Annotated in this window: 19 protein-coding genes; 14 read left to right on the top strand and 5 right to left on the bottom strand. The window is 70.9% G+C overall.

Features of this window, described 5'->3' with window-relative positions:
• Positions 1–92 precede the first annotated feature (92 nt).
• The 3 genes from ACN9M0_RS30090 (at position 93) to ACN9M0_RS30080 (ending at position 3432) form a co-directional block, all read left to right on the top strand.
• The gene (locus tag ACN9M0_RS30090; RefSeq protein ID WP_366040078.1) at positions 93–1124 is read left to right on the top strand and encodes an Rv2578c family radical SAM protein; all 1032 of its coding nucleotides are present in this window, start codon (positions 93–95) and stop codon (positions 1122–1124) included.
• Positions 1125–1274: 150 nt separating this feature from the next.
• Positions 1275–2900, top strand: a complete 1626-nt coding sequence (locus tag ACN9M0_RS30085; RefSeq protein WP_426404514.1) for an alpha/beta hydrolase — start codon at positions 1275–1277, stop codon at positions 2898–2900.
• Positions 2901–2979: 79 nt separating this feature from the next.
• Positions 2980–3432: a RidA family protein gene (locus tag ACN9M0_RS30080; RefSeq protein WP_399696645.1), complete on the top strand. Its 453-nt coding sequence runs from the start codon at positions 2980–2982 to the stop codon at positions 3430–3432.
• Positions 3433–3436: 4 nt separating this feature from the next.
• Here ACN9M0_RS30080 and ACN9M0_RS30075 read toward each other — a convergent pair whose 3' ends face one another.
• The gene (locus ACN9M0_RS30075) at positions 3437–4048 is read right to left on the bottom strand and encodes a HEAT repeat domain-containing protein (protein ID WP_366040075.1); all 612 of its coding nucleotides are present in this window, start codon (positions 4046–4048) and stop codon (positions 3437–3439) included.
• Positions 4049–4345: 297 nt separating this feature from the next.
• Between ACN9M0_RS30075 and ACN9M0_RS30070 the strand changes: the two genes are divergently transcribed.
• The 9 genes from ACN9M0_RS30070 (at position 4346) to pssA (ending at position 15246) form a co-directional block, all read left to right on the top strand.
• Positions 4346–6127 carry a 3-hydroxyacyl-CoA dehydrogenase family protein gene (locus tag ACN9M0_RS30070; RefSeq protein ID WP_366040074.1) on the top strand — a complete coding sequence of 594 codons (1782 nt, stop codon included), beginning with the start codon at positions 4346–4348 and terminating at the stop codon, positions 6125–6127.
• Positions 6128–6242: 115 nt separating this feature from the next.
• Positions 6243–7070, top strand: coding sequence for a TetR family transcriptional regulator (locus ACN9M0_RS30065; protein ID WP_366040073.1), 828 nt, complete (start codon positions 6243–6245; stop codon positions 7068–7070).
• Between the two features lie 424 nt (positions 7071–7494).
• Entirely contained in the window at positions 7495–8832 is a 1338-nt protein-coding gene (gene ccrA / locus ACN9M0_RS30060) for a crotonyl-CoA carboxylase/reductase (protein ID WP_366040072.1), read from the top strand.
• Positions 8833–8842: 10 nt separating this feature from the next.
• A complete protein-coding gene (locus tag ACN9M0_RS30055) occupies positions 8843–10879 on the top strand; it encodes a protein meaA (RefSeq protein WP_426404513.1) in 2037 nt (678 codons plus the stop codon).
• Positions 10876–11841, top strand: a complete 966-nt coding sequence (locus ACN9M0_RS30050) for an HpcH/HpaI aldolase/citrate lyase family protein (RefSeq protein ID WP_055640579.1) — start codon at positions 10876–10878, stop codon at positions 11839–11841. The genes ACN9M0_RS30055 and ACN9M0_RS30050 overlap by 4 nt, the downstream gene beginning before the upstream one ends.
• A 5-nt stretch (positions 11842–11846) precedes the next feature.
• Positions 11847–12359, top strand: coding sequence for a MaoC family dehydratase (locus ACN9M0_RS30045; RefSeq protein WP_015656728.1), 513 nt, complete (start codon positions 11847–11849; stop codon positions 12357–12359).
• 2 nt (positions 12360–12361) lie between these two features.
• Positions 12362–13567: an acyl-CoA dehydrogenase family protein gene (locus ACN9M0_RS30040; protein ID WP_366040070.1), complete on the top strand. Its 1206-nt coding sequence runs from the start codon at positions 12362–12364 to the stop codon at positions 13565–13567.
• Between the two features lie 169 nt (positions 13568–13736).
• Positions 13737–14393 carry a phosphatidylserine decarboxylase gene (locus tag ACN9M0_RS30035; protein WP_073812552.1) on the top strand — a complete coding sequence of 219 codons (657 nt, stop codon included), beginning with the start codon at positions 13737–13739 and terminating at the stop codon, positions 14391–14393.
• Positions 14386–15246: a CDP-diacylglycerol--serine O-phosphatidyltransferase gene (gene pssA, locus ACN9M0_RS30030; protein ID WP_366040111.1), complete on the top strand. Its 861-nt coding sequence runs from the start codon at positions 14386–14388 to the stop codon at positions 15244–15246. The genes ACN9M0_RS30035 and pssA overlap by 8 nt, the downstream gene beginning before the upstream one ends.
• Positions 15247–15313: 67 nt before the next feature.
• On the opposite strand, the gene ACN9M0_RS30025 is transcribed toward pssA, so the two are convergent.
• Together ACN9M0_RS30025 and ACN9M0_RS30020 are read right to left on the bottom strand one after the other, a co-directional pair.
• Complete coding sequence (locus tag ACN9M0_RS30025) at positions 15314–16312, bottom strand: GNAT family N-acetyltransferase (RefSeq protein WP_366040069.1); 999 nt, start codon at positions 16310–16312, stop codon at positions 15314–15316.
• Positions 16313–16630: 318 nt separating this feature from the next.
• Complete coding sequence (locus ACN9M0_RS30020; RefSeq protein ID WP_366040068.1) at positions 16631–17782, bottom strand: glycerate kinase; 1152 nt, start codon at positions 17780–17782, stop codon at positions 16631–16633.
• 112 nt (positions 17783–17894) lie between these two features.
• On the opposite strand from ACN9M0_RS30020, the gene ACN9M0_RS30015 reads away from it, so the two are divergent.
• The gene (locus tag ACN9M0_RS30015; protein ID WP_366040067.1) at positions 17895–19565 is read left to right on the top strand and encodes a BCCT family transporter; all 1671 of its coding nucleotides are present in this window, start codon (positions 17895–17897) and stop codon (positions 19563–19565) included.
• Positions 19566–19609: 44 nt separating this feature from the next.
• Positions 19610–20671, top strand: a complete 1062-nt coding sequence (locus tag ACN9M0_RS30010) for an ADP-ribosylglycohydrolase family protein (RefSeq protein WP_399696637.1) — start codon at positions 19610–19612, stop codon at positions 20669–20671.
• Positions 20672–20696: 25 nt separating this feature from the next.
• Here the strand turns inward: ACN9M0_RS30010 and ACN9M0_RS30005 are convergent, their stop codons facing one another.
• Together ACN9M0_RS30005 and ACN9M0_RS30000 are read right to left on the bottom strand one after the other, a co-directional pair.
• Entirely contained in the window at positions 20697–20900 is a 204-nt protein-coding gene (locus ACN9M0_RS30005; RefSeq protein ID WP_426404512.1) for a DUF2191 domain-containing protein, read from the bottom strand.
• A gap of 21 nt (positions 20901–20921) precedes the next feature.
• On the bottom strand, positions 20922–21422 hold the full coding sequence (locus ACN9M0_RS30000; protein WP_426404511.1) for a methylated-DNA--[protein]-cysteine S-methyltransferase: 501 nt from the start codon (positions 21420–21422) through the stop codon (positions 20922–20924).
• Positions 21423–21427: the final 5 nt, after the last annotated feature.

Genomic DNA, 21427 nt, shown 5'->3' with positions numbered 1-21427 from the left:
CTCCGGGGGGCGAAATCCGGGTTGCGGCGATCAAGGGAACAGATGTTCTATTCTGAGCCAACGGTCGAGGCAGAGCCACCGAGGAGGCGTCCATGCGCTGGGACAATCTGGGCGACACCCCCGCCGCCCCCGCCGACATCGCCCTGTTCGGCACGGACGCGGTCACCACCCGCACCTTCGACACCCCCGAGTTCCGGGGCATCACCTTCCACGAGGTCCGGGCCCGCTCGATCCTGAACCGGGTGCCCGGCGCCTCCCGGATGCCGTTCGAGTGGACGGTCAACCCGTACCGGGGCTGCACGCACGCGTGTGTCTACTGTTTCGCGAGGAAGACCCACAGCTATCTCGACCTGGACACCGGTCTCGGCTTCGACTCCCAGATCGTCGTCAAGATCAACGCCCCGGAGCTGCTCGCCCGGCAGCTCGCCTCCGCACGCTGGCAGGGCGCGCACATCGCCATGGGCACCAACGTCGACTGCTACCAGCGCGCCGAGGGCCGCTACCGGCTGATGCCGGGCATCCTCACGGCCCTGCGGGACCGGGCCAACCCGTTCTCGATCCTCACCAAGGGCACCCTGATCCTGCGCGACCTGGAGCTCCTCACCCAGGCCGCCCGGGTCACCGAGGTCGGCATCTCCGTCTCCGTCGGCTTCACCGACCAGGAGCTCTGGCGCACGATCGAGCCCGGCACCCCGTCCCCGCAGCGCCGCCTCGACGTCGTCCGCGTCCTCGGCGAGCACGGCATCGACTGCGGGGTCCTGATGGCCCCCGTGGTGCCCTTCCTCGGCGACCGGCCCGAGCAGCTGCGCGCGACGGTCCGGGCGATCGCCGAGGCCGGCGCGAGCTCGGTCACCCCGCTCGTCCTGCACCTGCGGCCGGGCGCCCGCGAGTGGTTCATGGCCTGGCTGCGCGAGCACCACCCGGGACTGGTGCGGCGGTACGAGCGGATGTACGCGGACGGGGCCTACGCGCCGACCTGGTACCAGCGCCGGATCACCCGTCAGGTGCACGAGCTGGCCGCCGAGTTCGGCATCGGACCCGCGGACCGGGGCACGCCGCGCCGGATCCCCGTTCCGGAGGAACCCGCCCTGGCGGCCGCCCCCGAGCAGCTCACCCTCCTCTGAGCGCTCCCCCGCCGGCCCCTGCGAACGGCGGGCCGAACTCCGGACGGATCATCGGACCGGTCACCTGACACGCCGTCGGATCCGCATCCGTTCGGGTCAACTCTCGGCTGAACCGGTCCCTTCGGAGCCGGTTCGGGACACAAACGCCCTATGACCCCACGCGCAGGAATGCTGATCGCCGCTGGAGCGCTGGTCGCCGGGACGGTCACCGTCCTGCCCGCCACACCCGCGGGCGCCGGTGAACCGACCCCCCGGCCGCTCCCCCCGCTCGCCTGGACCGACTGCGCCACGAAGGCGTACCCCAGGCTCCAGTGCGCCACCCTCAAGGTGCCGCTCAACCACGACGACCCGGCGGGGCGGAAGATCACCCTCGCCCTCACCCGGGTCCCGCACACCGCGAAGACCTCGCAGGGCCCGCTCCTGGTGAACCCCGGCGGGCCGGGCGGCAGCGGGCGCGGCATGGCCGGGTACGTGGCGGCCTCGCTGCCCCCGAAGGTGGCCGCCGAGTACGACGTGATCGGCTTCGACCCCCGCGGGGTCGGCAAGAGCGAGCCGGCGCTCGACTGCAAGCCCGGCCACTTCGCGCCCGTGCGGGCGGACTCGGTGCCGAGCGGGGCCGCGGCCGAGCGGGCGGCCGTCGAGCGGGCGCAGTCCTTCGCCCAGGCCTGCGGCAAGAAGTACGCGGACGTGCTGCCGTACATCGACACCGTGAGCACCGCGCGGGACCTGGACGAGATCCGCCACGCGCTCGGCGCACCGAAGATCAACTATCTCGGCTACTCGTACGGCACCTATCTGGGTGCCGTGTACGCGCGCCTGTACCCGGACCGGGTGCGGCGGATGGCGCTCGACTCCGTCGTGAACCCGCACGGCGTCTGGTACGAGGACAACATCGCGCAGGACTACGCCTTCGACACCCGCCACAAGGACTTCATGGCCTGGGTGGCCCGGCAGAACGCCGTGTACAAGCTGGGCTCCGACCCGGCGGCGGTCGAGGCCGCCTGGTACCGGATGCGCGACGAGCTGCGCGCGACGCCGGCCGGCGGCAAGGTCGGGCCCGGCGAGCTGGAGGACACCTTCCTGCCGGGCGGGTACTACAACGGCTACTGGCCCCGCCTCGCGAGCGCCTTCGCCGCGTACGTCAACGACGCGGACCCGAAGCCGCTGACGGAGGCGTACGAGCGGTACGGGGAGGCCGACGCGGCCGCCGACAACGGCTACTCGGTGTACACCAGCGTGCAGTGCCGGGACGCGGGCTGGCCCCGGGACTGGAACGTGTGGCGCAAGGACACCTGGGACGTGCACGCGAAGGCGCCCTTCTCGACCTGGAACAACGCCTGGTACAACGCGCCCTGCGCGTTCTGGCCGGTGGACTCCCTGACCCCGCCGGACGTCACCAACGACCAGGTGCCGCCGGTCCTCATCCTCCAGGCCACGGACGACGCGGCGACGCCGTACGAGGGCGGGGTCGCCCTGCACCGTCTGATGCGCGGCTCCAGCCTCGTCGTCGAGGAGGGCGGCGGGAACCACGGGGTGACCCTCGGCGGGAACGACTGCCTCGACGAGCACCTGGCCGCCTACCTCGCCACCGGCAAGGTCCCGCGCGCGCAGGGCGACGCCGAGGTGGACGCGGTCTGCGCCGCGCTCCCCGAGCCCGAGCCGGAGCCCGTGACCCCGGCCGCGGCGCCCCAGGAGAAGAGCGGCAAGCGGGCCGGAGCCCTGCGCGCGGAGCCGGTCGCCGTCGCCCTCCACGGCCTCCTGGGCCACGTGCGCTGATCACCTGGAAGGTCCCACAGTGCCCGCGCCCCGCAAGGGGTGGCGGGCACTGTCAGTGCCGTGCGCGAGGATGTGGGGCATGACGAGCCACCTGACCCACGTGCCCGCCCCCGACGGCCTCGCGCCCAGCCCGCAGTACAGCCACGTCGTGTGGGGCACGGGCCGGTTCGTCGCGATATCCGGGCAGTGCGCCCTCGACGCCTCCGGCGCGGTGGTCGGGGAGGGCGACGCGGCGGCCCAGGCCCGCCAGGTCTTCGCGAACCTGGAGCGCTGTCTCGCGGCGGCCGGCGCGGGCTTCACGGACGTGGTGAAGCTGACGTACTTCGTCACGGACGTGGCACACCTCCCGGCGGTACGGGACGCGCGGGACGCCCGTTTCGCGGGCGCGCCGCTGCCGGCGAGCTCGGCGGTGCAGGTATCGGCGTTGGTCCGCCCGGAACTGCTGGTGGAGATCGAGGCGTTCGCACTGGTGCCGGAGCAGGCCGCGGCGGCACCCGGCGGGACCGGGGCGGAGCTCCGTCTGCTGCGCTGACGCGTCAGCGGGCAGCGCCCAGTCTCGCCAGTGACCGACTCGCCGCTTCGCCCAGCCGCGGGTGCGGGAGTGCCGCCTCCAGGGTGGGGCGGGCTCGGGGGTCGGCGAGGGTGCCGAGGCCTTCGACGCAGGCCAGGCCGACCCGCCAGTGGGGGTCGTCGGCCCGGAGTCGCCGTTCCAGGACGGTGATCAGGGCCGGCACGGACTCGGGGGCGTCGAGTTCGGCGAGCAGCCGGACCGGCAGCAGCGCGTAGGCGGCCCTGAGTTCGTTGGTGGCGAGGGCGGCGGCCGCGCGCGCGGTGCGCGGGTCGCCGAGCCGGGCCAGGGCGTGGGCGGCGGTGACGCAGCGCTCCGGGTCGCGGTGGTTGAGGAGGAGGACGAGGGCCTCGAAGGCGCGGGGGTCGCCGGTGACACCGAGCGCGTAGGCGGCGATCTCGCGGGCCCAGAGCGGCTGTCCGGGGGCGGTGAGGACGCGGTTCAGTTCCTCGGTGTCCGCGGTTCCGGCGAGTTCCGTGAGTTCCGTGAATGCCGCCGGGACTTCTCCGGAGTCATTCTCGATCTCGTCCCGCAATCGATCGATCATCGAGCAGAATTCCGGATCCTCGGAGATTTCCATGAATCCGACCCTATCCGCGATCCAGATCACACTTTCCCAACTTCCCGGGACTGGCGCGCTCGTTACCGGCCGGTTAGTCTCAGGTGAGCGGGCACCACCCGCACTTCTCACAACGGCCTGGTGACGCAGCCGTTGTGTCGTTCGTCGGTTCGGCAGTTTCGACGTGGCTCCGGGACAGAGTCCGTCGCCCCTTTTTCCCAGGGCATCGCCCTTTCTCCGGGCATCGCCCTCGCTCTTTCCCGCGCCCTTTCGCGCGCGCACTGCCCTCAGTCGTCACTCTTCCTCTGGAGTCCCCTGATGGACACCCCTCTCTCCACCATCGCCGTCGTCGGTCTCGGCACCATGGGCGCGGGTATCGCCGATGTCCTCGCCCGGGCCGGCCGCGAGGTCATCGGCATCGACATCAGCGACACCGCCGCCGCCCAGGCCGTCGCCGCCCTGGAGGCCTCCACCGCCCGTGCGGTGGCCCGCGAGCGGATCACCGAGGAGGAGCGGCAGGACGTCCTGGCCCGTTTCCGTACCTTCTCCGACCTCCAGGCCGCCGCCGAGGCCGACCTCGTGATCGAGGTCGTGCCCGAGTCGTACGAGGCGAAGCAGGAGGTCTTCCGGGCCCTCGACGGGATCGTCCGCCCCGACGCGATCCTGGCCACCGGCACCAACGCCCTCTCCGTGACCCGGCTCGCCGCCGACTCGGCGCACCCCGAGCGGGTCCTCGGTCTGCACTTCTTCGCCCCGGTCCAGGCCATGAAGCTGGTCGAGGTGGTCTCCTCCGTGCTGACCGACCCGCGGGCCGTGGAGGCCGTCACGCGGCTCGCCCAGGACCTCGGCAAGGAGCCGGTGGCGGTCGGCGACCGGGCCGGCTTCATCGCGGACGGGCTGCTCTTCGGCTACCTGAACCAGGCCGCCGCCATGTACGAGGCCAAGTACGCCTCCCGCGAGGACATCGACGCGGCGATGAAGCTGGGCTGCGGCCTGCCGATGGGCCCGCTGGCGCTGCTCGACCTGATCGGCGTCGACACGGCCCGTACGGTCCTGGAGGCCATGTACGCGGCCTCGCACGACCGGCTGCACGCCCCCGCCCCGATCCTCAAGCAGCTCAGCGAGGCCGGTCTGACCGGGCGCAAGGCGGGCCGCGGCTTCTACACGTACGAGGCGCCGGGCTCCGCCGAGGTCGTGCGCGACGCGCTGACCCCGCTGACCTCCGCCGAGGCCGGCACGGGCCGCGAGATCCGTTCGGTCGGCGTCGCCGGCTCGGGCACCATGGCCTCCGGCATCGCCGAGGTCTTCGCCAAGGCCGGGTACGCGGTCGTGCTCGCCGCCCGCTCGCAGGAGAAGGCGGACACCGCCAAGGCCCGGATCGCGAAGTCCCTGGCCCGCTCGGTCGACAAGGGCCGGATGACGGGCGAGGCCCGCGACACGACGCTCGCCCTGATCACCCCGGCGGGTTCGCTCGACGCCTTCGCCGAGGTCGACCTGGCCGTCGAGGCGGTCGCCGAGGACCTGGAGATCAAGCAGGAGCTGTTCACGCGGCTCGACAAGATCTGCAAGCCGGGCGCGGTGCTGGCCACCACGACCTCCTCGCTGCCGGTCATCGCCTGTGCCCGCGCCACCACGCGCCCGCAGGACGTCATCGGGATGCACTTCTTCAACCCGGCGCCGGCGATGAAGCTGGTCGAGATCGTCCGTACGGTCCTGACCGGTGACGACGTCCACGCCACCGTCCGCGAGGTCACCACGAAGATCCGCAAGCACCCGGTGGACTGCGGCGACCGCGCCGGCTTCATCGTGAACGCGCTGCTCTTCCCGTACCTGAACAACGCGATCAAGATGGTCCAGGAGCACTACGCGACCCTGGACGACATCGACGCGGCCATGAAGCTGGGCGGCGGCTACCCGATGGGTCCGTTCGAACTGCTCGACGTGGTCGGCCTGGACGTCTCGCTCGCGATCGAGCAGGTGCTGCACCGCGAGTTCCGCGACCCGGGCCTCGCCCCGGCCCCGCTCCTGGAGCACCTGGTGGCGGCCGGCTGCCTGGGCCGCAAGACGGGTCGCGGCTTCCGCGAATATGCCCGACGCTGAGCGCCGCCGCGCCGTCTGGGGCGGTCTGCTGAGTCCCCCGGGCACCGTCGGTGTCCCGGGGGCCTCCCCGCCCCCACCTGGGCACACTCCCACTCCGATGCAGTACGTTCGGACCATGCCCAAGGCCGCGAAGACACCCCGTGCCACGTCCCCGTCCGACGCTCCGGAGAGCGCGGCGGGCACTCGCGCCGCCGCGCAGCGGCTCAAGATGCGCCGGGAGCTCGCCACCGCCGCGATGGAGCTCTTCGCGACCAAGGGGTACGAGGCGACGACCGTCGACGAGATCGCGGCCACGGCCGGGGTCGCGCGGCGGACGTTCTTCCGGCACTTCCGGTCCAAGGAAGAGGCGATCTTCCCCGACCACGACGACACGCTGGTGCGGGCGGAGGCGGTGCTGAACGCCGCTCCGCCGCACGAGCACCCGCTCGACACGGTGTGCCGGGGCATCAAGGAAGTCATGAAGATGTACGCGGGGTCCCCCGCGGTCTCCGTGGAGCGCTACCGGCTCACCCGTGAGGTGCCGACCCTGCGGGAGCGGGAGATCGCCTCGGTGGCCCGCTACGAGCGTCTCTTCACCCGCTATCTCCTCGGACACTTCGACGAGCGGGACCACCACGACGGCAACGACGACCCGCTGCTCGCCGAGGTGGCCGCGTCGGCGGTCGTCACCGCGCACAACCACGTGCTGCGGCGCTGGCTGCGGGCGGGCGGCGAGGGCGACGTGGAGGCCCAGCTCGACCACGCCTTCGCGATCGTCCGGGAGACCTTCGGCACGGGCATAGGCGCGGGCCGGCCGGCCCCGTCCCCGCAGCAGCAGTCCGAGGCCGCGTCCGCTGCGGTCCAGGCCTCCACCACGGGGGACGTGGTGGTCGCCGTGGCCCGCACGGACGCTCCGCTCGACGAGGTCATGCGCACGATCCAGCAAGCCCTGAAGAAGCACTGAGAGCATTGAAGAGGCACTGAGAACCGCTTCGCCGCGAGGGCCGCACCCGGATTCCGGGTGCGGCCCTCGTCGTATTTGCCCAGCTCAGGGGGATTCTCGATCGATCATCGCTCATCCGTGACGGGCAGATTGCATCTGAGTGAAATTGTTGGCACGCAGTGCCTTGTCAGGTGACACGGCGTGCCATACGTTGATGTTGTCCGGGCGGCCGGCGCGCAGAGACCACACCTCGTGCGCCGGCTGTCCCCACCAGCCGACGGCCGGTGCGCCCGGACGCCTGCGTCACAGGCAACCCCGCGCTCCACCACACAGCGCCGCCACTGCACCACCGAGCCGAACCGACGGCACACCTCCACAGCAGCAGCACTTCCCGCCGTAACCCTCAGGCGTCCCCCCTCAGGACGCTCACCGCCGGAGGCAACCCGTGAAGGAAATCCTCGACGCGATCCAGTCGCCGGACTCCACGTCCGCCGACTTCGCGAACATCAAGCTCCCCGAGTCGTACCGGGCCGTCACCGTCCACAAGGACGAGGCGGAGATGTTCGCCGGGGTCGCCAGCCGCGACAAGGACCCGCGCACGTCGCTCCACCTCGACGAGGTCGCGCTCCCCGAGCTCGGCCCGGGCGAGGCCCTCGTGGCCGTCATGGCGAGCTCCGTCAACTACAACTCGGTCTGGACCTCGATCTTCGAGCCGGTCTCGACCTTCGGCTTCCTGGAGCGGTACGGCCGGCTCTCCGAGCTCACCAAGCGCCACGACCTGCCGTACCACGTCATCGGCTCCGACCTCGCGGGCGTCGTCCTGCGCACCGGCCCGGGCGTCAACGCCTGGCGGCCCGGCGACGAGGTCGTCGCGCACTGCCTCTCGGTCGAGCTGGAGTCCTCGGACGGCCACAACGACACGATGCTCGACCCCGAGCAGCGGATCTGGGGCTTCGAGACCAACTTCGGCGGTCTCGCCGAGGTCGCCCTCGTCAAGTCCAACCAGCTGATGCCGAAGCCCGGCCACCTCAGCTGGGAGGAGGCGGCGGCCCCCGGCCTCGTCAACTCCACCGCCTACCGCCAGCTGGTCTCCCGCAACGGCGCCGGCATGAAGCAGGGCGACAACGTCCTGATCTGGGGCGCGAGCGGCGGACTCGGCTCGTACGCCACCCAGTTCGCCCTGGCCGGTGGCGCCAACCCGATCTGTGTCGTCTCCTCCCCCGAGAAGGCCGACATCTGCCGGGCCATGGGCGCCGAGGCGGTCATCGACCGCAACGCCGAGGGCTACAAGTTCTGGAAGGACGAGCACAACCAGGACCCGCGCGAGTGGAAGCGGTTCGGCTCGAAGATCCGCGAGCTCACCGGCGGCGAGGACGTGGACATCGTCTTCGAGCACCCCGGCCGCGAGACCTTCGGCGCCTCCGTGTACGTCACCCGCAAGGGCGGCACGATCGTGACCTGCGCCTCCACCTCGGGCTACAACCACGAGTACGACAACCGCTACCTGTGGATGTCGCTGAAGCGGATCATCGGCTCGCACTTCGCCAACTACCGCGAGGCGTGGGAGGCCAACCGCCTCATCGCCAAGGGCAAGATCCACCCCACCCTGTCGAAGGTCTACTCCCTGGAGGAGACCGGCCAGGCCGCCTACGACGTCCACCGCAACCTCCACCAGGGCAAGGTCGGCGTCCTCGCGCTCGCCCCGCAGGAGGGCCTGGGCGTCAGCAACCCGGAGCTCCGGGCCCAGCACATCGACGCCATCAACCGCTTCCGGAACATCTGAGGTCCCGAAGATGACTGAGCGCCAGAAGGACCGGCCGTGGCTCATGCGGACGTACGCCGGTCACTCGACCGCCGAGGCGTCCAACGAGCTGTACCGGCGCAACCTCGCCAAGGGTCAGACCGGCCTCTCGGTCGCGTTCGACCTGCCGACGCAGACCGGGTACGACCCCGACCACGTCCTCGCCCGCGGCGAGGTCGGCCGGGTCGGCGTCCCCGTCTCGCACCTCGGTGACATGCGCCGGCTGTTCCAGGACATCCCCCTGGAGCAGATGAACACCTCGATGACCATCAACGCCACCGCCATGTGGCTGCTGGCGCTCTATCAGGTGGCCGCCGAAGAGCAGGGTGCGGACATCACCCAGCTCCAGGGCACCACCCAGAACGACATCGTGAAGGAGTACCTGTCGCGCGGGACGCACGTCTTCCCGCCCGGCCCCTCGCTCCGCCTCACGACGGACATGATCGCGTACACGGTCAACCACATCCCGAAGTGGAACCCGATCAACATCTGCAGCTACCACCTGCAGGAGGCCGGGGCCACGCCGGTCCAGGAGATCTCGTACGCGATGGCCACCGCGATCGCGGTCCTCGACTCGGTCCGCGACTCCGGTCAGGTCCCCGAGGAGCGCTTCGGCGAGGTCGTCGCCCGCATCTCCTTCTTCGTGAACGCGGGCGTCCGCTTCATCGAGGAGATGTGCAAGATGCGCGCCTTCGGCCGCATCTGGGACAAGATCACGCTCGAGCGGTACGGCATCGAGAACGCCAAGCAGCGCCGGTTCCGCTACGGCGTCCAGGTCAACTCGCTCGGCCTGACCGAGGCGCAGCCGGAGAACAACGTCCAGCGGATCGTCCTCGAGATGCTGGCCGTCACCCTCTCCAAGGACGCCCGCGCGCGTGCCGTGCAGCTCCCGGCGTGGAACGAGGCCCTCGGCCTCCCCCGGCCCTGGGACCAGCAGTGGTCCCTCCGCATCCAGCAGGTGCTCGCCCACGAGTCCGACCTGCTGGAGTACGAGGACATCTTCGCCGGCTCGCACGTGATCGAGGCCAAGGTGGAGACCCTCGTCGAGGAGTGCCTGGCCGAGATCGACCGGATCCAGGAGATGGGCGGCGCGATGGCCGCCGTCGAGTCCGGCTACCTCAAGTCGCAGCTGGTGTCCTCGCACGCCGAGCGGCGCGCGCGGATCGAGGCCGGCGAGGACAAGATCGTCGGCGTCAACATCTTCCAGTCGACCGAGGAGAACCCCCTCACCGCCGACCTGGACACCGCGATCATGACGGTCGACCCGGCGGTCGAGGCCCGGGTCGTCGGCTCGATGAAGACCTGGCGCGACAACCGCTACCAGCCGCCGTTCAACCACCCGCGCCCCTGCAAGGCCCTGGAGCGCCTCAAGGAGGCCGCGAAGGGCACGGCCAACCTCATGGAGGCCACCCTGGAGTGCGCGCGCGCCGGGGTCACCACCGGCGAGTGGGCCGGGGCCCTGCGCGAGGTGTTCGGCGAGTTCCGCGCCCCGACGGGCGTCTCCTCCGCCCCGGTCGCCGTGACGGCCGAGGCGGGCACGCCGCTCGCGCTGGTCCGCGAGAAGGTGGCCCGCACCGCCGAGGAGCTGAACTGCGGGCGGCTGCGGCTGCTCGTCGGCAAGCCGGGCCTGGACGGACACTCCAACGGGGCCGAGCAGATCGCCGTACGCGCGCGTGACGCCGGTTTCGAGGTGGTCTACCAGGGCATCCGGCTGACCCCCGAGCAGATCGTCGACGCCGCCCTGGCGGAGGACGTTCACTGCGTGGGTCTGTCGATCCTCTCCGGCTCGCACTCCGCGCTGGTCCCGGACGTCCTCGACCGCCTCCGTGAGGCCGGCGCCCTGGACATCCCGGTCATCGTCGGCGGAATCATCCCGAACGCCGACGCCGAAGAACTGAAGCGTGCGGGTGTCGCCGCCGTCTTCACACCGAAGGACTTCGGTATCACGGAGATCATCGGCCGTATCGTCGACGAGATCCGGCAAGCGAACAAGCTCAGCCCCCTTGAAAGTACGGAGGTCCTCGCATGACCAGCCCTGTGAACCGGCTCCGCCCCCGCCGCTCCTGCCTCGCGGTCCCCGGCTCCAACCCGCGCTTCCTGGAGAAGGCCCAGGGCCTCGCAGCCGACCAGGTCTTCCTGGACCTGGAGGACGCGTGCGCCCCGCTGGCCAAGCCCGAGGCCCGGCACACCATCGTGAAGTTCCTGAACGAGGGCGACTGGACCGGCAAGACCCGCGTGGTCCGCGTCAACGACTGGACGACCCACTGGACCTACCGGGACGTCGTCACGGTCGTCGAGGGCGCCGGCCAGAACCTCGACTGCATCATGCTGCCGAAGGTCCAGGACGCCCAGCAGATCGTCGCCCTCGACCTGCTGCTCACGCAGATCGAGAAGACCATGGGCTTCGAGGTCGGCAAGATCGGCATCGAGGCGCAGATCGAGAACGCCCAGGGGCTGACCAACGTCAACGCGATCGCGCAGGCCTCCCAGCGCGTCGAGACGATCATCTTCGGCCCGGCCGACTTCATGGCCTCCATCAACATGAAGTCCCTGGTCGTCGGCGAGCAGCCGCCCGGCTACCCGGCGGACGCGTACCACCACATCCTGATGAGCATCCTGATGGCGGCCCGCGCCAACAACCTCCAGGCGATCGACGGCCCCTACCTGCAGATCCGCAACCCCGAGGGTTACAAGGCGGTCGCGCAGCGCGCCGCGGCCCTGGGCTTCGACGGCAAGTGGGTGCTGCACCCGGACCAGGTCGCCGCCGCGAACGAGATCTTCTCGCCCTCGCAGGAGGACTTCGACCACGCCGAGCTGATCCTCGACGCGTACGACTACTACACGTCCGAGGCCGGCGGGAAGAAGGGCTCCGCGATGCTCGGCGACGAGATGATCGACGAGGCCTCCCGCAAGATGGCCCTGGTCATCTCCGGCAAGGGCCGCGCCGCCGGCATGCAGCGCACCAGCAAGTTCGAGATCCCGGAGGCCTGATTCCGATGCAGTTCGGCCGTACCTACGAAGAGTTCGAAGTCGGTGCCGTCTACAAGCACTGGCCCGGAAAGACGGTCACCGAGTACGACGACCACCTCTTCTGTCTGCTGACGATGAACCACCATCCGCTCCACATGGATGTGAATTACGCCGAGAACACGACGGACTTCGGCAAGAACGTCGTCGTCGGCAACTACATCTACTCGCTGCTGCTCGGCATGTCCGTGCCGGACGTCTCCGGCAAGGCGATCGCCAACCTGGAGATCGAGTCGCTGCGCCACGTGGCGCCGACCTTCCACGGCGACACCATCTACGGCGAGACCACGGTCCTCGACAAGACCCCGTCGAAGTCGAAGAACGACCGCGGCATCGTCTACGTCGAGACCAAGGGCTACAAGCAGGACGGCACCCTCGTGTGCGTCTTCCGCCGCAAGGTGATGGTCCCCACCGAGACGTACATCAAGGAGCGCGGCGGCGAGCAGCCCGGCCGCCCCGAGCTCAAGGAACAGGGGAAGTAGTCATGGCGCGACTCGCCCAGACCCACGGTCTGACCGATGTCCAGCAGGAGATCCTCGCCACGGTCCGGGACTTCGTCGACAAGGAGATCATCCCGGTCGCGACGGAGCTGGAGCACCGCGACGAGTACCCGCAGCAGATCGTCGACGGGCTCAAGGAGCTCGGCGTCTTCGGCCTGATGATCCCCGAGGAGTACGGGGGCCTGGGCGAGTCGCTGCTCACCTACGCGCTGTGCGTGGAGGAGATCGCGCGTGGCTGGATGTCGGTCTCCGGCATCATCAACACCCACTTCATCGTGGCGTACATGCTCAAGCAGCACGGCACCCAGGAGCAGAAGGAGTACTTCCTTCCGCGGATGGCGGCCGGCGAGACGCGCGGCGCCTTCTCGATGTCGGAGCCGGGCCTCGGCTCGGACGTGTCGGCGATCACGTCGAAGGCGGTGCAGGACGGCGACGAGTACGTCCTCAACGGCCAGAAGATGTGGCTGACGAACGGCGGCACGTCGAACCTGGTGGCCGTTCTCGTCCGAAGTGACGAAGGACACCCGGAGGGCACGGCGCCCCACAAGTCGATGACGACCTTCCTCGTCGAGAAGGAGCCCGGCTTCGGAGAGGTCCGCCCCGGCCTCACGATCCCCGGGAAGATCGACAAGATGGGTTACAAGGGCGTCGACACGACCGAACTCATCATGGACGGACTGCGCATTCCGGCCAATCGCGTGCTCGGCGGGGTCACCGGCCGAGGGTTTTACCAAATGATGGACGGCGTCGAGGTCGGCCGCGTGAACGTGGCGGCCCGTGGTTGCGGTGTCGCGCAGCGTGCTTTCGAACTGGGTGTCTCTTATGCCCAGCAACGTCACACTTTCGGCAAGGCGATCGCCCAGCACCAGGCGATTCAGTTCAAGCTGGCCGAGATGGCTACCAAGGTCGAGGCCGCTCATGCCATGATGGTGAATGCAGCACGCAAAAAGGACTCCGGGGAACGAAACGACCTCGAAGCAGGGATGGCGAAGTACCTCGCCTCCGAGTACTGCAAGGAGGTCGTCGAGGATGCATTCCGCATTCACGGTGGATACGGCTTCTCGAAGGAGTACGAGATCGAGCGTCTCTACCGTGAGGCGCCCATGCTGCTCATCGGTGAAGGTACCGCCGAGATCCAGAAAATGATCATTGGTCGTCGGCTGCTCGAGGAGTACCGATTCCAGGGTTGATTGTCGCTTTTGAGTCGGTTCGGCCGCGAAGAAGATCACACCCTGTGTTCGTCTTCCGGCCGTCGACTCGGTTCCTGGCTTGCCCAGTTGCGCCCCGCAACCGATAGCATCGCCGGAAAGCCGCCGTCCCCCGTTGCCAGTGCGGCATCATCCGCTACGAAGGTCATCCATGCCCCACAGCCAAACCTCTGCACACCGCGACAGCCTCTCCGGCGTACGCCTCGCGCGCGGAGCATCGCCGTGGCTCCTCCCGACCGTCGCCACCGCGGCGCTCAGCCTCGTGCGCGCGCGCAAGTCGAGGCGTGCCGCGGCCATCGCCGTGCCGACCACCGCCCTCGCGGCCGGCATGCTGTGGTTCTTCCGCGACCCCGAGCGTGAGATCGCTCAGGGCCGGGTCATCTCCCCCGCCGACGGAGTGGTGCAGAGCATCATGCCGTGGAAGGACGGACGCACCCGGGTCGCCATCTTCATGAGCCCGCTGAACGTCCACGTCAACCGCGCGCCGCTGGCCGGCACGGTGACGTCCGTGGAGCACATCCCCGGCGGGTTCGTCCCGGCGTTCAACAAGGAGAGCGAGAACAACGAGCGCGTTGTCTGGCACTTCGACACCGAGCTCGGCGACATCGAGATGGTGCAGATCGCGGGCGCCGTCGCCCGTCGCATCGTGCCGTACATCCCGCAGGGAACGAAGGTCGAGCAGGGTGACCGTATCGGTCTGATCCGCTTCGGCTCGCGCGTCGACATCTACCTCCCCGAGGGTGTCGAGGTCGCCGTCGAGGTCGGCCAGGCCACCACAGCGGGGGTGACTCGCATTGACCGTGATTGATCCCGACACACGGGCTGCCGAATGGGTCGCCGAGGCGGAGGACACCGAGGACGCCGAGGAGATGCCGCTGTCGCTGAGGCTGTCCATAGCGGACGCCCTCACGCTCGGTAACGCCACGTGCGGCTTCATGGCGGTGTACTTCACCACCACCGGCATCCTCATCCCGCACCTCACGGGCAGCAGCGAGTCCGGCATGGCGCGCAACAGCGCCGCCACCGCCGTGATCCTCATGCTGGCCGCGGCGATCTTCGACCTCTTCGACGGCATCGTGGCGCGCAAGCTCCGCAGCTCGCCGATGGGCGCCGAGCTCGACAACCTGTCGGACCTGATCAGCTTCGGTCTGGCCCCGGCCTACTTCGTGCTCGTGTACGGCATGGTCGCGGACGACGCGCAGCAGAAGGTCTCGGCCGTGGCCGCGATCGTGGTGCTGCTCGCCGTGGTGCTCAGGCTCGCGAGATTCTCGTGCGTGACCATGAAGGACGGCATGTTCCAGGGCATGCCGAGCCCCTTCGGCGCGCTGACGGTCGTCTCGATCGTGCTCCTGGAGCTGCCGTTCATCCCGACGCTGCTCGCGATCATCGGAGTGGCGTGGCTGATGGTGAGCCGCGTCGAGTACCCGAAGCCGCGGGGTGTCCTCGCGGTGGCGATGCTCAGCTGGATCGTCGGTGCGATGGCCATGCTGGCGGCCTGGGCGTTCGACGCCCCGGGCGGGGCGTTCCTGCTCCAGACCGGCTGCGCGCTCCAGGTCGTGCTGGGCGCCGTGATCCCCCTCTTCGCGACGGCCCGCCGGGTGAACACCTTCCGCGGCAACCGGCGTGAGAGCCGGGAAGCACGGGCGGCACAGCTGCCGTAGCGGACAGCGGAACAGCGTACGAAAGGGCCCCGGGAGGCGATTCGCCTCCCGGGGCCCTTTCGCATGCCTAGAGCCGTTTGTAGTAGAGCGTGGTGGCGCGGAGGGTGCCGGCCGGGTCTGCGGCGAAGTCCGGGATCGTCCCGGCGGCGGTCCAGCCCGCTCCCCGGTAGAGGCGCTCGGCCGGGCTGTCGGTCTGGGTGTCCAGGACCAGCAGGGTGAGCCCCGTGGCGGCGGCGTGCGCCTCGGCCGTGGCGAGCAGTCGCTGCCCCAGGCCCCGGCCGCGGGCCGAGCGGTGGACGAGGAGCCGGGCGATCTCGCCGCGGTGCCGGCCGTTCGCCGTGCCGGTACGGACGAGCGTGACGACGCCGGTCAGCCGCCCGTCGGGGGCGTGGGCGGCCCAGACGTCCCGTACGCCCTGCTCGGCCTCCTCGGCGACGCGGGACCACCAGGCGGCCGCCTCGGCGGTGTCCAGGGGCGCCAGGAAGCCGACGGAGGCCCCGCCGTCCACGGCGTCCACGAGGAGCGCGGCGAGACCGGCCGGGGCGTGGGCCCGTACGGCGTCGGGGTCGAGGCGCTCGACGAGATCGAGCCGCCGCTCCAGACAGAGGAGGTCCGGGCGGTCGTCCCAGGAGGCGACGGTCCCGAAACCGAGGCTGCGGTAGAGGGCGAGCGGCTCCTCCCGCCAGTTCCAGACCGTGAGGCGTACGGCGGGGGCGCCGGCGGCGGCCGCCCGGTGCAGGGCCTCGGTCATGAGGGCCTTCGCGAGCCCCTTCCGGCGGGCCTCCGGCGCGACCCAGAGCCGCTTGATCTCGGGCGCGCGGCCCTCGCGGGGTGCCTTGAGGACGACACAGGCGGCCGGCTCGTCCGCACCGGGCGGGGTGGCGAGCAGGACCGTGTCGGCGGCGAACGCGACGGCCGGGTCCTCGGCCTCCGCGCGGTATACGGCCGGGAGCTCGTCGACGGTCGCGACGGCGGTCCCCTTCTCGGCCTGGTTGACCAGGTGGTAGGCGCGCAACAGGTCAGGGAGGCGGGGGTGGGAGCGGTTCTCCTCGATACGGGGGTTCATGGCCCGAGCTTCACACCACCGTGTTTCCACAAGATGACGATCTCCGGGCCCGCCCGTGCCCACGCCCGTGTGGGCAATCGTCCGCAGGGCGGGCCGGGTGGGCACACGGGACGGCGCCCTCTGCGGGCGCCTCCGCTCCCGTGCCTGCCCGCACCACCAGCGCGGCGCACCCGTGGGGCGGGTCCAAGCGCGGAAGCCTAGGCCCGGCACGGGGCGCCGTCCGTTGTGCCCACCCGTTCCGCCCTTGCGGAACGTATGCCCACAACGGGGGCGACGGGCGGGTGCCCACAGCGGACGGGGTGAGCGCTCGCGGCGCGGCTACCGCAGGAAGTCGCGGGCGATGTCTGCCGCCACGTCCTCCAGCAGCGGCCCCGCGTTCGCGATGCACTTCGCCGTGTCCGGTTCCAGGTCCGTGAGCGGGTACGCGCGGCGGATGCCCGCCGTGCCCAGGGCCTCCGGGGGCAGGGCCAGGCGGCCGCAGACCGCGACGACCTCCTTGCCGGCGGCGCGGGCGGCGGCGGCGACGCCGGCCGGGGCCTTGCCGTGGAGGGTCTGCTCGTCGAGGGAGCCTTCGCCGGTGATGACGAGGGTCGCCCGCGACAGCGCGGGCGCGAAGCCGAGGACCTCCAGCATCAGCTCGATGCCGGGCCGGAAGCTCGCGCCGAGGATGAGCGCGCCGTAGCCGATGCCGCCCGCCCCGCCCGCGCCGGGCGCGACGGCGGCCTCGGCGGCCTTGGGGCCGATGGCCTTCTCCAGGACGGTGGCGAAGTGGGCGAGGGCCGCGTCGAGGGTGCGCACGTCGTCCGGGGTGGCGCCCTTCTGCGGCCCGTAGACGGCGGGCGCGCCCTTGGGTCCGGTCAGCGGGTTGTCGACGTCGCTCGCGAGGATCAGGTCGACGGAGCCGAAGCGGGGGTCGAGGCCGCTGAGGTCGGCCGTGGCGAGGTCCGCGAGGGGCGCGCCGCCGGGGCCGACGGGTTCGCCGGCGGCGTCGAGGAAGCGGGCGCCGAGCGCCGCGAGCATGCCGGAGCCGCCGTCGGTGGTGGCGCTGCCGCCGACGCCGAAGACGAGGGTGGTCGCGCCGGCGTCGAGGGCGGCGCGGAGCAGCTCTCCGGAGCCGTACGTGGTCGCCGTCAGCGGGGCGAAGACGCCGGGCGGGAGGAGCTGGAGGCCCGAGGCCTCCGCCATCTCGACGACCGCGGTGGTGCCGCGCAGCGCGTACGCCGCGGTGACGGGCTCGCCGAGCGGGCCCGTCACGCGGACCTCGCGCCGTTCGAAGCCGGCCGCGACGGCCGCCGCGACGGTTCCGTCGCCGCCGTCCGCGACGGGCAGGGTCTCCACCGTGAGCTCCGGGACGACCCGTCGCAGTCCTGCTGTGACCCGCTCCGCGACCTGTACGGCCGTGAGCGAGCCCTTGAACTTGTCGGCCGCCACGAGCACGTGAGCGACCTGAGTTGCTGCCCCGTCCGTCACCTTGCATCCCTTGCTTTCGAACGTGCAGTCGCGCCGAGGCCGACCCTATCCGTACCGCCAGACGGCGTGCCACCCCCTGATAAGGCGATATTCCGCACCATAGTGGGGTCACATGAGCACGGAAGAGATCGTTCCTGACGGCAGGCCCGACGGCAAGGTCATCGGGATCGGGATCGTGGCGGTCATCGCGGTCGTCGGCTGGGCGGCGCTGGGCGAGGACTCCTTCGACAGTGCGTCCTCCTCCGCCCTGAACTGGGTGTTGTCGAACTTCGCCTGGCTGTTCGTGGTCGCCGCGGACACGTTCCTCGTGCTGTGCGTGGTGATCGCCATGAGCCGTTTCGGCCGGATCAGGCTGGGCGCGGACGACTCGGAGCCGGAGTTCACGAACCTGGCGTGGATCGCGATGATGTTCAGCGCCGGCATGGGCATCGGTCTGATGTTCTACGGGGTCGGGGAGCCGCTGACGCATTTCCTGAGCCCTCCGCCGGCGGCCGGGGTCCCGGCGGGGACGGGCGCGGCGGCCCGGACGTCCCTGGAGTACTCGTTCTTCCACTGGACGCTGACGCCGTGGGCGATCTACGGCATCGCGGGTCTCGCGCTCGCGTACGCGGGCTTCCGCAAGGGCCGGGGGAACCGGCTGAGCTCCGCGTTCGTGCCGCTGATGGGGGCGCGCCGGGCGGATTCCTGGCCGGGCAAGGCGATCGACCTGATCGCGGTGTTCGCGACGGTGTTCGGCACGGCGACGAGTCTGGGGCTCGGCACCCTCCAGGTCGCCGAGGGGCTGAACCTGACGATGGACGTGGAGAACTCCACGGCCACCCAGCTGATCATCATCGTGGCGCTGTCGGGGGCCTTCGTCCTGTCGGCGTTCTCCGGTCTCCACAAGGGCGTGAAGTGGCTGTCGACGCTGAACATCGTCCTCGCGGCCTGTCTGATGCTCTTCGTGTTCCTGCTCGGCCCGACCGTCTACATCCTGGACACGATCCCGGCCTCCGTCGGCGGCTATCTGCACCAGCTGCTGCCGATGGCGAGCCGCACGGGCGCGTTCACCGACCGTGACTGGCTGGGCGCGTGGACGATCTTCTACTGGGCGTGGTGGCTGTCCTGGGCGCCGTTCGTCGGGACCTTCATCGCCCGGATCTCGCGCGGCCGGACGATCCGCGAGTTCCTGGTGGGCGTTCTGCTCGTGCCGTCGGGGGCGACGGTGGTGTGGTTCTGCGTGATGGGCGGGACCGCGATCCGGCTGGAGTCGACGGGCGCGGCGGACCTGGCGACGGCCGTGAAGGACGGCCCCGAGGCCTCCCTGTTCGCGATGCTGGAGGCGCTGCCGATCGGGACGGTCACCTCGGTCATCGCGATGCTCCTGGTGATGACGTACTTCGTCACGAGCGCGGACTCGGCCTCGCTGGTGATGGGTTCGCTGACGAGCCGCGGCTCGCTGCACCCGCCGACCTGGCTCGTGGTGACCTGGGGCGTCCTGATGGCCGCCGTGGCGGCGGTCCTGCTCGTGGCGGGCGGCCTGAAGTCGCTGCAGACGGCGACGATCCTGGTGGCGCTGCCGTTCGTGGTCGTGATGCTGACGCTGTGCTATGCGCTGCTGAAGGAGCTGCGGGAGGATCCGGGGGCGGGCCCGGCCCGGCACCACGCCCTGCACGGGCTGCGGGACGCGGTGCGGGCCCTGGTCGGGGAGGCGATGACCGAGCGGGCCGGCGACCGCGACCGGCGGCCGACCGGCCCGGCGGAGGCCCGTACCGACGCCGAGCACGCCGAGGAGGGGCGCTGAGCCTCCGACGCGCGCCCGGCCGCCGGATTCGGTACACCGGAGGTATGGGGTTCGCACACGGGGAGCTCGGGGACCGGATCCTGGGCGGCTGGACGGGCCGGATCGCCGGGAACATGCTCGGCAAGCCCGTGGAGCGCGGGGACCACTGGACCCGGGAGCGCATCGACGCCTATCTGCGGCTGACCGGGGCGCTCCCGCTGACGGACTACCTCCCTCCCCCGCCCCCGGGTGCGGAGGGCTTCGAGCTGCGGCCCGAGTGGGAGCGGTGCGTGCGGGGCGGGATCGACGGGAGCTGCCGGGACGACGACGTCGACTGGTCGGTCCTGGGGCTGCACCTCCTGGAGACGTACGGCTCCGGATTCACCACCGAGCAGGTCGGCGAGGAGTGGCTGCTGCGGCTGCCGTACCTGCAGACGTTCACGGCGGAGCGGGTCGCGTACCGGAACCTCGCCGACGGGCTGCGGCCGCCGCTGACCGCCACGTACGACAATCCGTACCAGGAGTGGATCGGCGCGCTGATCCGGGCCGACGTCTACGGCTGGACCTGCCCGGGCGACCCGCGCCGGGCCGCCTCGCTCGCCCGCCGGGACGCGGTCCTCTCGCACACCGGGAACGGCGTGTACGGGGCGATGTGGGCGGCGGCGCTGATCGCGGCGGCCTTCACCGCGCCGGACGTGCGCTCCGCCCTGGAGACGAGCCTGGGGCGGGTCCCGGCGAGCAGCCGCCTCGCCCGGACCGTCCGGGGCACGATCACGCTGTACGAGTCGGGTCTCGGCTGGTCGGAGACCCTCACCGAGCTCGCGGCGCGGACGGCGGGCCTCGGCTGGATCCACGTCGTCCCGAACGCGGCCGTGCTGACCGCCGGACTCCTGTACGGCGAGGGGGACTTCACCCGCACGATCACGCTGACCGTCCGCGGCGGCCTGGACACCGACTCCAACGGGGCGACGGCGGGCTCGGTGGCCGGGGTCCGCTGCGGGGCGGCGGCGATCCCGCCGCAGTGGTCGGAACCACTGCGGGACCGGGTGCGCAGCGCCGTCTTCGGCTTCGACGGCATCGGGATCGGCGAACTGGCGGACAGAACCCGGCGATTGGCCGAGCGGTGACGCGGCGCCTCGTCGCCGGCCGGCCTCAGCCCTGCGGGGGTTCCGGCTGGATGATCTCGCCGGTGCGCTGCGGCTCGTCGCGGCTGACGGCGCGCGCCTCGGTGCGGTGGCCGCGGGCGATGTAGTCGCGGACCACTGCCTCGACGGCGTCCTGGGGATTGCCGATGCCGGCCAGAACCATGACTTCCACGACGAGTTCGACATCGAGACCGATGTTCACCTTGGCCATGGCGGGAACCTAACACCCCGCTCAGAAAAGGGCGTCCGGTTCCGCCGTACCCGATTCGAAGGCGAGCAGCCGCTGCTTGCGGTCCAGGCCGCCGCCGTAGCCGGTGAGACCGCCGCCCGCGCCGATCACCCGGTGGCAGGGGACGATGATGCCGACGGGGTTCTTGCCGTTGGCGAGGCCCACGGCCCGGGAGGCGCCGGGACTGCCCAGTTCCTCGGCGAGTTCGCCGTACGTCCGGGTCTCCCCGTACGGGATGCGCAGCAGCTGCTCCCAGACGCGCAGCTGGAACGGGGTGCCGATGAGGTTCAACGGCAGGTCGAACTCGGTGAGTTCGCCCGCGAAGTAGGCGTCGAGCTGGCGGATCGCCTCGCCGAAGGGGCGCGGGTCGGGCTCGCCGAAGGTCTCCTCGGGCGGACGGTGGCGCTGCCCTGTCATGTGGAGGCGGCTGAGGACGCCGTCGATGGCGACGAGGGTCAGCGCGTCGTAGGGGCTCTCCACGACGGTGTGCTGGATGGCGGGCATGGGAC

It is taken from the genome of Streptomyces sp. R-07, assembly GCF_049913175.1.
Classification (GTDB): Bacteria; Actinomycetota; Actinomycetes; order Streptomycetales; family Streptomycetaceae; genus Streptomyces.
The sequence above is the reverse complement of the archived record's forward strand: the minus strand, read 5'-3'. Positions and strand labels throughout refer to the sequence as shown.

Bases quoted from the DNA above. Each gene is read 5' to 3' on its own strand.
- ACN9M0_RS30090 (WP_366040078.1), top strand. From the start codon at position 93: ATGCGCTGGGACAATCTGGGCGACACCCCCGCCGCCCCCGCCGACATC.
- ACN9M0_RS30085 (WP_426404514.1), top strand. From the start codon at position 1,275: ATGACCCCACGCGCAGGAATGCTGATCGCCGCTGGAGCGCTGGTCGCC.
- ACN9M0_RS30080 (WP_399696645.1), top strand. From the start codon at position 2,980: ATGACGAGCCACCTGACCCACGTGCCCGCCCCCGACGGCCTCGCGCCC.
- ACN9M0_RS30075 (WP_366040075.1), bottom strand. From the start codon at position 4,048: ATGGAAATCTCCGAGGATCCGGAATTCTGCTCGATGATCGATCGATTG.
- ACN9M0_RS30070 (WP_366040074.1), top strand. From the start codon at position 4,346: ATGGACACCCCTCTCTCCACCATCGCCGTCGTCGGTCTCGGCACCATG.
- ACN9M0_RS30065 (WP_366040073.1), top strand. From the start codon at position 6,243: ATGCCCAAGGCCGCGAAGACACCCCGTGCCACGTCCCCGTCCGACGCT.
- ACN9M0_RS30055 (WP_426404513.1), top strand. From the start codon at position 8,843: ATGACTGAGCGCCAGAAGGACCGGCCGTGGCTCATGCGGACGTACGCC.
- ACN9M0_RS30050 (WP_055640579.1), top strand. From the start codon at position 10,876: ATGACCAGCCCTGTGAACCGGCTCCGCCCCCGCCGCTCCTGCCTCGCG.
- ACN9M0_RS30045 (WP_015656728.1), top strand. From the start codon at position 11,847: ATGCAGTTCGGCCGTACCTACGAAGAGTTCGAAGTCGGTGCCGTCTAC.
- ACN9M0_RS30040 (WP_366040070.1), top strand. From the start codon at position 12,362: ATGGCGCGACTCGCCCAGACCCACGGTCTGACCGATGTCCAGCAGGAG.
- ACN9M0_RS30035 (WP_073812552.1), top strand. From the start codon at position 13,737: ATGCCCCACAGCCAAACCTCTGCACACCGCGACAGCCTCTCCGGCGTA.
- ACN9M0_RS30025 (WP_366040069.1), bottom strand. From the start codon at position 16,312: ATGAACCCCCGTATCGAGGAGAACCGCTCCCACCCCCGCCTCCCTGAC.
- ACN9M0_RS30015 (WP_366040067.1), top strand. From the start codon at position 17,895: ATGAGCACGGAAGAGATCGTTCCTGACGGCAGGCCCGACGGCAAGGTC.
- ACN9M0_RS30010 (WP_399696637.1), top strand. From the start codon at position 19,610: ATGGGGTTCGCACACGGGGAGCTCGGGGACCGGATCCTGGGCGGCTGG.
- ACN9M0_RS30005 (WP_426404512.1), bottom strand. From the start codon at position 20,900: ATGGCCAAGGTGAACATCGGTCTCGATGTCGAACTCGTCGTGGAAGTC.
- ACN9M0_RS30000 (WP_426404511.1), bottom strand. From the start codon at position 21,422: ATGCCCGCCATCCAGCACACCGTCGTGGAGAGCCCCTACGACGCGCTG.